The sequence below is a fragment of the Janthinobacterium lividum genome (assembly GCF_011601275.1).
GTDB lineage: Bacteria > Pseudomonadota > Gammaproteobacteria > Burkholderiales > Burkholderiaceae_D > Janthinobacterium > Janthinobacterium lividum_E.
Map to the genome: position 1 here is coordinate 105,220 of NZ_JAAOLY010000018.1, position 14,169 is coordinate 119,388.

At 63.0% G+C, this 14,169-nt stretch carries 9 protein-coding genes; 5 read left to right on the forward strand and 4 right to left on the reverse strand.

Annotated features, from left to right (window positions below):
- Nucleotides 1-9 precede the first annotated feature (9 nt).
- Genes GYK42_RS23810 through GYK42_RS23820 form a run of 3 tightly spaced genes read left to right on the forward strand, consistent with a single transcriptional unit; the run spans nt 10 to nt 3,669 of the window.
- A complete protein-coding gene (locus GYK42_RS23810) occupies nt 10-1,881 on the forward strand; it encodes an ABC transporter transmembrane domain-containing protein (RefSeq protein ID WP_166449506.1) in 1,872 nt (623 codons plus the stop codon).
- Between the two features lie 11 nt (nt 1,882-1,892).
- Nucleotides 1,893-2,567: a leucine efflux protein LeuE gene (gene leuE / locus GYK42_RS23815; RefSeq protein WP_166449507.1), complete on the forward strand. Its 675-nt coding sequence runs from the start codon at nt 1,893-1,895 to the stop codon at nt 2,565-2,567.
- Nucleotides 2,568-2,577: 10 nt separating this feature from the next.
- The gene (locus tag GYK42_RS23820) at nt 2,578-3,669 is read left to right on the forward strand and encodes a beta-eliminating lyase-related protein (RefSeq protein WP_166449508.1); all 1,092 of its coding nucleotides are present in this window, start codon (nt 2,578-2,580) and stop codon (nt 3,667-3,669) included.
- A 140-nt stretch (nt 3,670-3,809) separates the two neighbouring features.
- Here GYK42_RS23820 and GYK42_RS23825 read toward each other — a convergent pair whose 3' ends face one another.
- Together GYK42_RS23825 and GYK42_RS23830 are read right to left on the reverse strand one after the other, a co-directional pair.
- A complete protein-coding gene (locus GYK42_RS23825; RefSeq protein WP_046682947.1) occupies nt 3,810-5,243 on the reverse strand; it encodes an OmpP1/FadL family transporter in 1,434 nt (477 codons plus the stop codon).
- 197 nt (nt 5,244-5,440) lie between these two features.
- On the reverse strand, nt 5,441-8,197 hold the full coding sequence (locus tag GYK42_RS23830; RefSeq protein ID WP_166449509.1) for a bifunctional diguanylate cyclase/phosphodiesterase: 2,757 nt from the start codon (nt 8,195-8,197) through the stop codon (nt 5,441-5,443).
- A gap of 166 nt (nt 8,198-8,363) precedes the next feature.
- On the opposite strand from GYK42_RS23830, the gene GYK42_RS23835 reads away from it, so the two are divergent.
- Nucleotides 8,364-9,338 (forward strand): thymidylate synthase, encoded by a 975-nt coding sequence (locus tag GYK42_RS23835; RefSeq protein WP_166449510.1) that lies wholly within the window; start codon nt 8,364-8,366, stop codon nt 9,336-9,338.
- Nucleotides 9,338-10,378 carry an SMI1/KNR4 family protein gene (locus tag GYK42_RS23840; RefSeq protein ID WP_166449511.1) on the forward strand — a complete coding sequence of 347 codons (1,041 nt, stop codon included), beginning with the start codon at nt 9,338-9,340 and terminating at the stop codon, nt 10,376-10,378. The genes GYK42_RS23835 and GYK42_RS23840 overlap by 1 nt, the downstream gene beginning before the upstream one ends.
- On the opposite strand, the gene GYK42_RS23845 is transcribed toward GYK42_RS23840, so the two are convergent.
- Both GYK42_RS23845 and GYK42_RS23850 read right to left on the reverse strand, forming a co-directional pair.
- Nucleotides 10,375-12,654 carry an outer membrane beta-barrel family protein gene (locus GYK42_RS23845; RefSeq protein ID WP_166449512.1) on the reverse strand — a complete coding sequence of 760 codons (2,280 nt, stop codon included), beginning with the start codon at nt 12,652-12,654 and terminating at the stop codon, nt 10,375-10,377. The genes GYK42_RS23840 and GYK42_RS23845 overlap by 4 nt on opposite strands.
- Before the next feature lie 185 nt (nt 12,655-12,839).
- Nucleotides 12,840-14,165, reverse strand: coding sequence for a VWA domain-containing protein (locus tag GYK42_RS23850; RefSeq protein ID WP_166449513.1), 1,326 nt, complete (start codon nt 14,163-14,165; stop codon nt 12,840-12,842).
- Nucleotides 14,166-14,169: the final 4 nt, after the last annotated feature.

A 14,169-nucleotide genomic window follows, 5' to 3' on the forward strand; every position in this document is an offset into this window, starting at 1 on the left:
CGAAAAACAATGACAACCAGCACAGAAACAGGCAGCACCAGTTCAACAACCGCAGCAACCGCCGCAAGCACCGCACCCACGCCCGACACCGGCACCAGCCGCGAACTGAAAAAAGGCAGCCTGGCCGCCTTCAAGGGCTTGATGCCCTTTCTGACGCCGTACCGCAAGCAGTTCTTCCTGGCCGGTATCGCGCTGGTGGTGGCCGCCGCCTCGACCCTGGCCATTCCGGCAGCCTTCAAGCAGATGATCGACCTCGGTTTCGGCGGCGCGGCCGGCTCGAGCAGCATCCAGCACGTCGACCTGGTGTTCCTCGCCCTGTTCGGCGTGGCGTCCATCCTGGCGCTGGCCACGGCGGCGCGCTTCTATACTGTGTCGTGGCTGGGCGAGCGCGTCACGGCCGACATCCGCAGCGCCGTGTACCGCCACGTCGTCACGCAAAGCCCTGCCTTCTTTGAAACGACGCAGACGGGTGAAGTCCTGTCGCGCATCACCACCGACACGACCCTGATACAGGCCGTCGTCGGCACCAGTATCTCGATGGCGCTGCGCAATGTGCTGCTGTTCCTGGGCGGCCTGGTGATGCTGTTCGTCACCAGCGCCAAGCTGGCGGGCATCATCATCGGCTTGCTGATCCTCGTCGTCGTGCCCATCATCGTGTTTGGCCGCCGCGTGCGCAAGCTGTCGCGCGATTCGCAGGACCGCATCGCCGACGCGTCGGCCATGGCCGGGGAAATCCTCAACGCCATGCCCACCGTGCAGGCTTTTACGCACGAGAAAATCGAATCGAAACGCTTCGGCGACTCCGTCGAAGGCGCCTTCATGACGGCCATGCGCCGCATCCGCGCCCGCGCCCTGCTCACCATGATCGCCATCCTGCTGGTCTTCGGCACCATCGTGTTTGTCTTGTGGCTGGGCGCGCGCGCCGTGCTGGAAGGCTCGATGACGGGCGGAGATTTGGGCCAGTTCATCCTGTACGCATCCATCGTGGCCGGCGCCATCGGCGCCCTGTCCGAGGTGATGGGCGAAGCGCAGCGCGCGGCCGGCGCCACCGAACGCCTGCTGGAACTGATGGCCGTCAAATCGGAAATCGAATCGCCGGTCACGCCGCTGCCGCTGCCCGCGCGCGCCGCCACCGGCGCCGCGCTGTCGCTGGACGATGTCATGTTCTCGTACCCGTCGCGTCCCGATACTGCAGCACTCGATCACGTCAGCCTCGATATCCGCGCCGGCGAAACGGTGGCCGTCGTGGGTCCGTCGGGCGCCGGCAAGACCACGCTGTTCCAGCTGTTCCTGCGCTTCTATGACCCGCAAAGCGGCAGCATCCGCCTCGACGGTGTCGATATCAAACAGCTTGACCTGCACACCCTGCGCGACGCCATCGGCATCGTGCCGCAAGATACCGTGATCTTCTCGGCCGACGCCATGGAAAACATCCGCTACGGCCGCGCCGGCGCCAGCGATGCGGAAGTCATCGCGGCCGCGAAGATGGCGGCCGCCCACGAATTTATCGAGCGCCTGCCGAACGGCTACAAATCCTTCCTCGGCGAACGGGGCGTGCGCCTGTCCGGCGGCCAGCGCCAGCGCATCGCCATCGCCCGCGCCCTGCTGAAAAATCCGCCGCTGCTGCTGCTCGATGAAGCGACCAGCGCGCTGGACGCGGAATCGGAACGCCTGGTGCAAAAAGCGCTGGAAGCGGCGATGGTGGGACGCACCACGGTCATCATCGCGCACCGCCTGGCCACCGTCCAGCGGGCCGACCGCATCATCGTCATGGAAGACGGCAAGATCGTCGAGACGGGCACGCACGCGTCACTGGTCGGATTGGGTGGCATCTATGCGAATCTGGCGGCCCTGCAATTCCATCACGTACAACTCAATTAAACAGGACCATCATGAACGCACTTTTCCACGCCAACCTGGGCATCACCGACTTCTGGACCTTTTTACTGGGGACGATCTTCATCGTCATCCTGCCTGGTCCCAATTCCATGTATGTGCTGTCGGTGGCCGCGCAACGGGGCGTGCGCACCGCCTACCAGGGCGCCTTCGGCATCTTCGCCGGCGACCTGATATTGATGGTGCTGTCGGCCTGCGGCGTGGCCTCCTTGCTGAAAGCCAGCCCGGCCCTGTTCTACGTCGTGAAATACATCGGCGCGGCCTACCTGGGCTGGATCGGCCTGCAAATGCTGATCGGCTGCTGGCGCAAGCTGCGCGCGCCAAGCTCCGTCGACGGTGAGGCGCCTGCCGCGCCAGCCCCCGTCAAGGAAAGCGATCCATTCCGCAAGGCGCTGATCATCAGCCTGATGAACCCGAAAGCGATCCTGTTCTTCATCTCCTTCTTCATCCAGTTCGTCGACCCGGCCTTCCCGAATCCCGTGCTGTCCTTCGTCGGCCTGGGCCTGATTTGCCAGGTGATCAGTTTTACCTATCTGACGGCCATCATCTTTGTCGGCGCCCGCCTGGCCGACACCTTCCGCCGCCGTCGCCGCCTGTCGGCCGGCATGGGCGGCGGCGTGGGCGCCATGTTCATCGGCTTTGGCGCGAAACTGGCCACGGCCACCTTGTGAGGAAAACACCGTGAACGAACTTGAGCTGCGCCAGCGCTGCCACACCGTCCTGCCCGGCCACCGCCAGCCCACGCCAGCCGCCACCTTCGCCGCCATGGCCGCCTGGTGCGACGCCAATGCTGTTGCGCACGATACCTATGGCGAAGGCGCGCTGATCGAACAGTTCGAGAACAAGATCGCCAGCCTGCTCGGTTTCGAGGCTGCCGTATTCTGCATCACGGGCACCATGACGCAAGTGACGGCCCTGCGCCTGGCGTGCCAGGACCGGGGCTCGCGCCTGGTCGCGCTGCACCCCACTTCGCATATCCTGCGCCACGAGCGGGGCAACCATGAATTGCTCGATCACTTCAAGGGTTTGATACTCGGCGACCCGCACCGTCCTTGGACGGTCGACGATTTGTGCGCCGTGCCCGATGCGCTGGGCGCCGCGCAGGTCGAGTTGCCGATGCGCGAAATCGGCGGCCAGTGCCCGTCATGGGACGCGTTGAACGACATCAAGCGGCACTGCCGCGACCACAATATCCATTTGCACATGGATGGCGCGCGCCTGTGGGAAGCGCAAGCCGGTTTCAACCAATCCCTGCCCGCCATCTGCGACGGCTTTGACTCCGTCTACGTGTCGCTGTACAAGGGCATCGGCGGCCTCGGCGGCGCCGTGCTGGCCGGCAGCCGCCCCTTTGTCGAACGGGCGCGCGAATGGTTCCGCCGCCAGGGCGGCAACATCGTCCACCGCACGCCCTACGTGGTGGCCGCCGCCATGCAGTTCGACGCGCGCCTCGCCGCCATGCCCCGCTATTTCGCACGCACGCAGTGGCTGTACGCGCTGTTGCGCGATTTTCCATCGATTGCCGTCAATCCCGCCGCCCCGCAGGCCAACATGCTGCACCTGCACCTGCCCGTCTCGCGCGAGCGGGCCATCGCCATCCGCAATCAGCTGGCGCAAGACCACGGCATCTGGCTGTTCGGCCGCGCCAGCCACGCCGCCCTGCCCGGGCACAGCGTGGTGGAATGGTATGTGGGAGATAACTTGCTGGACCTGCCCGATGACACCGTGCGGCTGGCATTGACTTTGCTGGATCAGGCCATGCGCATGAAAGCCTGAGCAACGCAGATCGAGGTAGGTCGGGTAGGTCGGGTTAGCACACAGCGCGTAACCCGACAACACTACAGTCGTCACCAAAAAAAAGCGCCCGAAGGCGCTTTTTTCATTTCATGGCGGCCGGGTCGGCCGCCACTACCTGCTTAGAACTTGTAGTTGTAAGCGAGACCGATCAGCTGCATGCGGGTCTTGAACAGGCCCTTGGTGGTTTCACCGTTGCCGGTGCAGCCAGGGGTCACCGGCGAGCAGTCATTCTTGTAATTGACGTCAGCATCCTTGAAGTCGATGAAGCTGTAGGCCAGGTCGAGCGAGGAATTGGCGTTCAGCTTCCAGTTCGCGCCGATCGAGTACTGCATGCGGTCGCTGTCCGGCAGGGCTGGGTGACGCAGCTCGGCGCTGCGCACTGGCGCCTGGTCATGCGCGATACCGGCGCGCAGCAGCAGGTTTTCGCTGTATTTGTAGTTGGTGCCCAGCGAGACGCGGTAGGTGTTCTTCCATTGCTGGCGGATGCGCTCGGCGCCTTCGGCCGTCGGCGGGAACTGGATGTCCAGGTTCTGCAGGCGCGAAGTGCGGGTCCAGGTGACGTCGCCCATCAAGGCCCAACGGTCATCCATCTGATGGAAGGCGTTGATCGACAGGGTTTCCGGCGTGCGCACTTCCACCAGCGCCTTGGAATTGACCTTGTTCGATGCCTTGGCGATGAAGGCGTTCACGGCGGCGTTGTCCGACACTTGCGAGAAGTCCCAGATCGTGTCGCCTTTCAGCTTGTGCGAAATCGACGAACGGTAGGAAATACCGAAACGCGTGCCTTCATTCATCTGGTACAGATAGCCCAGGTTGAAGCCGAAGCCCCAGTCGTCGCCATCCATCGAGGCGTGGCCATCCTTGGCGCCCTTCAGCGCGGCGCCGGCTGCCTGCGCCGCGGCCAGGCCCTGCGTCTTGGCGATATTGGCCAGGAAGGCTTGCGACGCGGCTGGCGCGTGCTGGGCTAGGAAGGCCACGGAACCCGGCACGTCGACCGCCTGGCCCAGTTCCGCCTTCATGTGTTCCGCAGTAACGCCGAAACCGAAGGAATGGTGTTCATTGACCTTGAAGGAAACGGAAGGATTCAGGGCGATGGCTTCGAGCTTGATGTTGGTGATCGCATAGCGGCCGCTCCAGTCATTGCCGTAGTCGAGCTTGGCGCCGTAAGGCACGAACAGGCCCATGCCGACGGTCCATTGATCATTGACCTTCTTGCTCGCATACAGGGCTGGCGCAAAGACGGCGTCCGGCGCGTAATCCTTGGTCGTTCCGCCCGGCGTGCGGCCGGTGAAGGTCTTCGAACCCGTGTCCTGGTAGGTCGAATGCGGTACCACCAGGGTGCCGCCGCCAACGAGTTGCGTGCCTTCCAGGCGCGACATGCCGGCCGGGTTGTAGAAAATGGTCGACGCGTCGGCCGCTTCTGCGCCGTTGGCGTCGGCCGAACCCTGGCCCGATACGCTTTGCGAACCAAAACGGTAGCCCGATGCTTGTGCGGTGGAAGAGATGCCGGCGAACGCGGCAACGATCAGGAGGGGCAGATATTTATGTTTCAAGTTAGTCTCTCTTTATTATATGAAGTGTCTTCGGCACACTATCGCGGGCATCTCAACTGCCCCGTCTTGCGCTTTTCTTGCCGCCGTGAACTCCAATTCACTGACGGCATGAGCGAAGCATATAATATTTTTTAGAAAAAAGCGAACGTTCGCTCTTTTTATGAAACAGCGTTGTTTTCCTCGCCAATCACGACGTTCTACAGCGCCAGCGCCGGGGCTGGAAGCGGTATCAGAAAGCGCTGATGCATCAGCGCCAGCATCTGTTCGGCCGGCACGGGGCGCGAGATGAAATAGCCCTGCACTTCATTGCATTGCAGCGCGCGCAGGATGTCGAGCTGCTCGCGCGTCTCCACGCCCTCGGCCACCACGCTCATGCCCAGCGCATGCGCCATCGACAGGATGGCGCGCACGAATACCTCGCCCTGCTCCGAGCGACCCAGCTCCATGGTGAAGGCGCGGTCGATCTTCAAGCCATCCATGGCGAACTTCTGCAGCTGCGACAGCGAAGAGTATCCCGTGCCGAAATCGTCGACCAGCAGGCGCACGCCCAGCGCGCGGATGGCCGACAGCTGCTCCACGGCGCGGTTCTGTTCATCCATCATGGCCGATTCCGTGATTTCCACCTCGATCAGGCGCGCATCGATGCGGTGGCGCGTCAGCGCTGACGCCAGCACCTGGTGCACGTCGCCACGCCCGAACTGGCGCGCCGAGACGTTGATCGACACGGGCACCAGTTCCAGTCCGCTCGCCTGCCAGCGCGCCATCTGCAGGCATACTTTTTCGATGACGACTTCGCCCAGCTGTGAAATCAGGCCGCTGCTCTCGGCCACCGGAATGAATTCGAGCGGCGGCACCATACCGTGCTGCGGATGGTGCCAGCGCACGAGCGCCTCCATGCTGCACAGCTGGCCGCTCATGGCGTCGACGCGCGGCTGGTAGACGACAAGGAACTGATCCTGCTCCAGCGCCGCCACCAGGCTTTGCTCGAGTTCGCGGCGGCTGCGAATGGTTTCGAACAGTTCCGGCTGGAAGAAGCGGTGATGGCCCTTGCCCGCCACTTTGACGGCATACATGGCGATGTCGGCGTTCTTCAGCAGCACGTCCGTCTCGGCACCGTCGCGCGGATACAGGCTGATGCCGATTGAAGCGCCCATCTTGTGGCGTTCGCTGCCCAGGTAAAACGGTTCGTCGAAGGCGATGGTGATGCGCTGCGCCACCTGTTCGGCGCGGCTGTCGTCTTCCACCGGGTCGAGCACGACGACGAATTCGTCGCCGCCCAGGCGCACCACGTGGTCGCCCGGCCGCAGCACGGCCTTCAGGCGCAAGGAGGCGGCGCGCAGCACCTTGTCTCCCTCGGCGTGGCCCTGAGTATCGTTGATATCCTTGAAGCCGTCGAGGTCGATGAACAGCAGCGCCAGCATGCGCCGCGCGACAGCGGCGCGGCCGAGCGCACCGGGCAGGAATTGCTGCAGCCAGTAACGGTTGGGCAAGCCCGTCAAGCCGTCTTCGGTGGCCAGGCGGCGCAAGTCGCGCTCGTGCTCCTTGGCCGTGCTGATGTCTTGCAGGGTGACGGCCAGGCGGTCGCCGCTGCGCACCAGGCGCCGGCGTATCCAGCGCAGCTTGAAGGGGTTGCCTTCCGGCAGTTCGATCTCTTCCTCGGAAAAGCCGGAAACCATGGCGGCCCGGTAATTATGGATCAGGTCGCGGAAATACGGTTCATGGGCGCGCGACTGCAATCGCATGCCCAGCAATTGTTCGCGCCGTACGCCGAAATAGCCGGCGCCCGGCTCGTTGCAGTCGACCATCTCGAAATCGAGGATGCTGCCATCCGCACCGCGCAGGGCGGCAATGATATAAAAGCCGTCGCTCGTGCCTTCGGTGGCCATGCGGTAGGCATTGCGCACGCCTTCGGACTGGTGGTGGCGCCAGGCCAGGCGCAGCGACAGCACGGTGGCGATGGCGGTAAAGGCCAGCAGCAGCAAAGTGACGGCCAGGGCGATGCCGATATAAATCGTGCGCGTCTCCTCGTAGGGGTGCAGCATTTCGCCGTCCGACAGTCCGACCACGGCCGTAAACGGATAGGCTTTCAGCGCTTGCCAGCCCACGTAGCGGCTTTGCTTGTCGGAAAAAGCGATCCGGCCGCTCGAATGCAGGGCGCCGCTCTCCGTTTCCAGGAAGCTGGTGTCGAGAAATGGCGTGCCTTCACCGCTCCGTGTCGGCAGCACGCGCGCGCCGAGGCGCGTGCTGAACAGCTCGCCCTCCTCGCCTACCATGGCGGACATGCCGAACTTGCCGAAATTGACGCTGTTGTAGAATTCGGAAAAATAGCTGGAATGAATCGAGATCAGCAGCACGCCGTCGAAATTGCCATCTTCGTCCTCGAGTCGGCGCGTGAAATGCACGAGGCTTTCGTCGGCGCCGGGCGCCTCGCTGGCCGCATTGGCGGCGTTGGCCCGCCCCAGCGCGATGCGCAGCGCGCTGGAATTGCTGCGCCAGTGGCGCAACAGGAAATCGCTGCGCTCGTTGACCCGCAGGCGCTGCAGCGGCGCCGTGGCCGTCACGGGGTGGCCCTTGCGGTCAAGGATGGCGACGATGGCAAATTGCGGCAAGGCATACATGCCCTGCGTCTTCAATTGATCGAGCCGCAACTGGCCGCGCGAATTTTCCCACTCATACTTGAGCTGCAAGGTCAGCTGGTCCATCTGCTCCAGGGTGCGCAGCAGATACTGGCCATAGGCTTTCGACAACGAGGACACGCTGTCGAGCGCCTGCTGCTGCGCCACCTTCTTTTCCGCCTCCAGTTGCAGCAAGGTGGCCGTCCACAGCACCGCGCACAGGACGAGACCCAGCAAGGGCCAGGCCAGGATCAGGCGCAAGTTGGCCTTGAGGAAATCGGCCCTGCTCATCTCCACCACGGCGCCGTTATTATTATTTACAAATTGTCGCAAGAACATGGTGCAGCGTCTGCCGTTTCTGTGCATTTCTTTAAGGACACACAAATTACCACAGAGTCATGTTTACAGGTAAGACAGCAGTGTAATTAGTGTGTGGTAGTCGGCGGCCCGCATCCCGCCTGTCGCGCCTGCGTTACAATCACCATCCTTACCGTTGGAGAAATACATGCAGCAATATCAAGATTTGATCAAGACCGTGCTCGAAACGGGCAGCTGGCAAGACAACCGCACGGGCATCCGCACCCTGAGCGTGCCGGGCGCCATGATGCGTTTCGACTTGGCCAACGGCAATTTCCCTGCCGTGACAACCAAGAAACTGGCTTTCAAATCCGTGATCGGCGAACTGTGCGCCTTCCTGCGCGCCTCGCGCAACGCGGCCGAGTTCCGCGCGCTGGGCTGCAAGGTGTGGGACCAGAACGCCAATGAAAACGCGCAATGGCTGGCCAACCCCTACCGCGAAGGCGAGGATGACCTTGGTCCCGTGTACGGCGTGCAATGGCGCCAATGGCCCGCCTATAAACTGCTGGACGCCGCCAAACCGGATCAAATCGCCGATGCGCAAGCCAACGGTTTTACCTTGGTCGCCCCCATCGTCGAGGATGACGTGCAAAAAGTGCTGCTGTACAAGGCCGTCGACCAGTTGCGCGAATGCCTGGACACCATCATGACGAACCCGGGCAGCCGGCGCATCCTGTTCCACGGCTGGAACCCGGCCGTGCTGGACGCCGTCGCCCTGCCCGCCTGCCACTTGCTGTACCAGTTCATCCCGAACGCCAGCACGCGCGAAATCTCGCTGTGCTTATATGTGCGCAGCAACGATATCGGCCTGGGCACGCCGTTCAACATCGCCGAAGGCGCGGCCCTGCTGCACCTGGTGGCGCGCCTGACGGGCTACACGCCGCGCTGGTTCACCTACTTTATCGGCGACGCGCACATCTATGAAAACCACCTCGACATGGTGGAAGAACAATTGAAGCGCACGCCGTTCCCGGCGCCCAAGTTTGTCATTTCCGACCGCGTGCCCGACTACGCCAAGACGGGCAAGTACGAGCCGGAATGGCTGGAAAAGATCGAACCGTCCGATTTCTCGCTGGAAGGTTATGAACACCATGCGCCCATCAAGGCGGCGATGGCCGTCTGATGGCGGTCGCACCGCTGGCAGCACTGCACCGCAAGCTGTTTGACGAAACGGATGGCAGCAAGTTTGCCCGCCTGAAAGACCGGCTGCTGAAAAAGCATGGGGCCGACGAGCGGCAAGCCGTGCTGGCCATCCTGATGGCGTATGCGCGCGATGGACAGCTGATGCATTGGCGCGCCTTCCTGATGACGGATATCGTCGCGCTGGCCGAGCCGGGAGAACATGGCGATTTTTTCAGCTGGAGCCTTGAGATGGACGGCCTGGCCTACTGGGGCGTGGATGGCATGCTCAAGAGCATGGGCAAGGCGGCATATGATCGTCTCGTGGCCCTGGCCACGGCGGAAGATGCCAAGCTGAGCGTGCGCGCCAAGGCCGTCAAAAGCCTGGCCATGTTCAGCCGCCAGCCTTTCGATGCCGGCTTGCCGCAGGACCCAGGCCACTGGAAAGCGGAGCAGCTGCACATGACCGATGTTCTGGCTTGGCAAGCAGACGGCTACCCCGATGGTGCAGGCCATGCGCTGCCCGTCACGCATGCGGCGCTCGAGGATCCCCGCTCGCCGCTGGAAAAAGCCGCGGCCAGGCTGGAGAAAAAGCTGGCTGCCAGACGCAAGAAGGAGCAGGATCTGGCGCAGCCATCGAACTGGCTGACCATCGCCAGCGTGGCCGACATGGCCGGCATCGCGCAGCGCTGGACCTTGCCGGAGCACTACCGGCGCTTCCTCGCTTGCCATTCGCCGCTGCGGGTGTTTATCGACAGCCAGCAATATTTCCAGGGCTTGAGCCTGTACGGCGCGGCCGAGCTGGTCAAAGCCCAGCACGGCTACGCCTGGAATCCCGTCAGTCAGGAAACCATCGCCGGCTGGCCGGAACAATACCTGGTAATCGCCGACGCGGGCGCCGATCCGTACTGCTTGGACCTGGGCGCCGTCACCGCTGGCGATGCACCCGTGTATCACGCCGAGCATGGCATGGGCGCATGGCGCTTCGAACGCCATGCGGACAGTTTCATCGACTTCCTGAACGAGATCGCGGCAGCCGCCTAGCCTGGTTCTCCTCCCGGCCCGCCCGGACCGGGACCGCCAGGTCCACCCGGCCCGCGTCCGCCCGGCGGACCGAAGCGCGGTTCGCGCTCGCCCTCTTTAGCCGCCGACGTGGCGCCGCCGAGGCGGTACGACAGCCCCACATAAATCATGCGTCCATCGAAGCGCCGCGTGCTCGTCTCGCGCAGGGAAGCGCTGTTGATGACGGTCTCCATCTTGTTGCTGCTGAATACGTCGGTCACGTTCATGACCAGGCTCAGCTGTGGTGTCACCGTGTGGCGCCAGCTCACATTCAAGGTATTGTTCGGCGAGCGGTAGCCCTGTCCCGACAGCATCTTGCCTTGCATCTGCAGGGCCAGCTGCAGCTGGTTGGCCGCATCGAACTGGTAATTGAGGCGCGCGCGGCCGCTCAGGGCGTTCGCCGTGCGCGTGCTGCGGTTGCCCAGGTCGTCGGAACTCGTCTGCTGGCTGCGCGCCAGGTTGCCGCTCGTGTTCAATGTCAACGATGGCGTCAGCTTGCCGCTTACGCTGAACTCCAGGCCGCTCGAATGGCTGTCTGCGCCGTTTTCCCGCGTGGTCAAGAGCACATTGTCGCTGATAAAGTAGCGATAATCGACGATGGCGTCCGTGTCGCGCCGGTGGTAGGCGCGCAAGCTGCTTTCCAGGCCCGCGATCTTCGTTTCATAGCCGATCTCGAACGAATCCGTCTGCGTGGGTTTCAACTTCGGATTGCCGGCCGACACATTGAATTCGTCGCGGTAGACCACGTACGGATTCAGGTCGCCCGCGTTCGGACGGCGGATGCGGTGCGCATAGCTGAAACGCACATTGCTCTCGTCGCTGACTTTATAGGTGGCGAACAGGCTGGGAATGTAGTTGACGTAGTTGTTGCTGGCCTCGACGCCGCTGGTAATCTGGCGCACGTTCAAGTCCGTGTATTCGGCGCGCAAGCCGGCGAGCGCGCCCCAGCGCTCGGTCAGGCGCATCTGGTAGGAGCCGTACAGCGCGACGGTGCGCTCGTCGAGCTCGAAACGGTTGCTACGCATGGGGTTGACGATTTCCGCCAGACTGCCCGGGTTGATGTCCGTATATAAAGTGTCGAAACTGCTCTTGTTGTCGGCCACCTTGTAGCCGAGCTTGGCCGTGCCGCCTGCCAGCGGACGCTCGTAGTCGCCGCTGAAGTCGACGATGCGGTTGCCCGTTTCGCTGTGCTGGCGCGCGCGGCTGTCGAAGGCGTTGACGGGCATCACCGCGTAGGTATTGGCGTAGTCGCTGTCGCTCTCGTTGGTCGACGACGATACGCGCAAATCGATTTTGAGGGTTTCGCCCGGCAACTCGCCCTTGTGGTCGTAGCGCGCCCCCCAGCTGTAGTTGCGGCTGTCGCCATTGCGCACGGTGCTGCGCACATAGTCGCCGATGGTGCTGCCCGTGCTGTCGCCATTGATGTAGCGGTCGAGCGAGCGCTGGTCGCTGCTGCGGCCGTTGTACGACACGCTGGCGGCCAGGGTGTCGTTGGCGTTCAGGTTGTAATTGACGGTGCCGTGCAAGCCCAGCGAGTCGTTCAAGCCGTTGCTGGTGGATTGCTGGCTGCTGGGGGCGAATGCGCCAGTGCCGCGTTCCAGGCGTTCGCGGCTGACCTCGCCCACGGAATTGCGGCCGTCATGGCGCACATTGATGCCGCCCTGGTAGCCCCACGGGCCTTCATTGTAGCTGCCGGACACGGAACTGTTGTAGCGCCCCGCGATGCCCGCATTCGCGTTGACGGTGGCAAAGCCGCCCGGCTTGCGGTTGCGCCGCATCACCAGGTTCAGGATCGGCCCGCCACCGGCCTCGTTGCCGAACTGGGCGCCGGGATTATTGATCACTTCCACGGATTCGATATCGTCGGCCGCCATGGCGTTCAGGGTGGCGCCGCGCGAATCGCCCTGCAGCATGGCGGACGGCTTGCCATCGATCAATATCTGCACATTGCTGCTGCCGCGCAGGGAAACGGAACCGTCGGGATCGACGGCCACCGACGGCACGTTATTCAAGGCATCGGCCGCCGTGCCGTTGCTGCTGCCCACGTCGGACTTGACGTCGTAGACTTGCCGGTCGATACGGCCCGTGGGTCGTTCGGCCGTCACGCTGACGGAAGGCGGCGCATCGGCAGCGGGCGCCTTGGCCGATGCTGGTGCGGGCTTGACGACGGTGCCGCCTGTGACGGTTTGCGCCTGGGCAGCGGCGCCGGAGACGAGCAAGCTGCTGCCCGCCAGACAGTGAAAGAGGATTTTATGCATTTGCTTAAAAAATAATGGAGACGCTACGGATGAGGCGCTACGCCGCAGCGTGAGGGCACAGTGAAAGCATGCCACGACTCCATTGCTCAAAGCAAATGCGAACCATTGTTATTTACTTCAATTTACAAATCTCTTGCACTTGTGGTCATACAGCCTCATCCGACGAATTTTGCGCTACCGTTACGCTACCCGAGCATGCCATTGCCGCGCGCCAATTTCAGCCAGCCCGGATACTCCGTCATCAATAAATCATACAGTTCCGCATCGCTGTGCTCGTCGGGCGAGCTGACGGAAAAGTAATTGGCATTGTCGACCAGGCGCCCTTGCAATTCGTCGAGCTTTTCCAGGAACGGGAAGTCGGAATCGGCAAAGGCGGAAAGAAATTTGCTTTTCGACTTGCGTCCCTTGCCGATGCCCATGAATTGCCAGAAGATGGCTTCATTGCTGGCCCATTTCAATTGCTTTTCCGTTGTTGCCTGGTCGCTTGTGCCGCCATCGGTCACGAACATGACGTACACGGGCAACTCGGCCGCGACGGGCCGCGTGCGCTCGCCGCCGGCCTTGTCAGGGAAATAAAACGCACGGATCGCCTGCATGGCGGCGCCATAGCGCGTATCGCCTTCCAGCGGATGGCGCTGTATGGCCTGGCCCACATAGGTATTGCAGTTGTTCAAGGCCATGGGCGCCGGGTGGTGGACGTTCTTGCCGAACAGGAAAACGTCGATCTCGCCATCGTCATCGAACTTGCAGCCCAAGGCCAGGATGCGCTCGGCAAAGCGCTGCACCAGCCCCTCTTTATACAGCCGTCCCATGGAGCCGGAAATATCGAGGCACAAGCAGACCTTGGCGCGGTGATCCGATAGCCCCACTTTTTGCAGGGACACGCCCGCCTGCTTGACGAGGCTGACCAGTTGCGGCGCTTCGCGTTCCACGCGCTTTTCCAGGTTGATCTTCGCCTGCTGGATTGCCGACGCCGCGGCAGGCGAGGCCTGGTCGACTTCGCCGCCGAAGTGGCGTACCAGCGCATCGAGTCCGCCATTGAAACCCTGTCCCACGGCCATGCAGCGCCAGCCGCCATCCTTGCGGTAGATTTCAAGCAGCATGACGGCTTTTTCCTGTGCGAAATCGGTACCGGCGAAGGCAAAGCGGGCCAATTCGCGTCCGCCCGCCTGCAGGCGCACGTGGCCAGACTGCAGCTGCGACATCACGCCGCCGCCATCGATGGACGCCGTCACGACGAGGCGGTCTATGCCGGCCGGCAAGCGCGCCAGTTGCAAGGCAAACTCGGCCACATCGCCCCCGCTGCCGGCACGCGCCTCCACGCCGCCGCATGGCGTGCGCGGCTGGTTGAAGAAAGTCATGTAGCGTTCGTCGGACAGTTTGCCGGCCGCATCGAGGCCGAAACAGGCCACGTCGAGCGCCAGCCCCTGTGCGGCCACGCCGACCTGCAGCATGCCGTCGGGAACGAGATTGGCCAGCGGCAAGCGCTGTCCCTTGGATAAGGTTTCCATCAGT

What these genes read in the sequence shown, in the direction of transcription:
- GYK42_RS23845 (WP_166449512.1), bottom strand. Translation starts at nt 12,654, where the DNA reads ATGCATAAAATCCTCTTTCACTGTCTGGCGGGCAGCAGCTTGCTCGTC.
- GYK42_RS23850 (WP_166449513.1), bottom strand. Translation starts at nt 14,165, where the DNA reads ATGGAAACCTTATCCAAGGGACAGCGCTTGCCGCTGGCCAATCTCGTT.
- GYK42_RS23840 (WP_166449511.1), top strand. Translation starts at nt 9,338, where the DNA reads ATGGCGGTCGCACCGCTGGCAGCACTGCACCGCAAGCTGTTTGACGAA.
- GYK42_RS23830 (WP_166449509.1), bottom strand. Translation starts at nt 8,197, where the DNA reads ATGTTCTTGCGACAATTTGTAAATAATAATAACGGCGCCGTGGTGGAG.
- GYK42_RS23810 (WP_166449506.1), top strand. Translation starts at nt 10, where the DNA reads ATGACAACCAGCACAGAAACAGGCAGCACCAGTTCAACAACCGCAGCA.
- GYK42_RS23835 (WP_166449510.1), top strand. Translation starts at nt 8,364, where the DNA reads ATGCAGCAATATCAAGATTTGATCAAGACCGTGCTCGAAACGGGCAGC.
- leuE (WP_166449507.1), top strand. Translation starts at nt 1,893, where the DNA reads ATGAACGCACTTTTCCACGCCAACCTGGGCATCACCGACTTCTGGACC.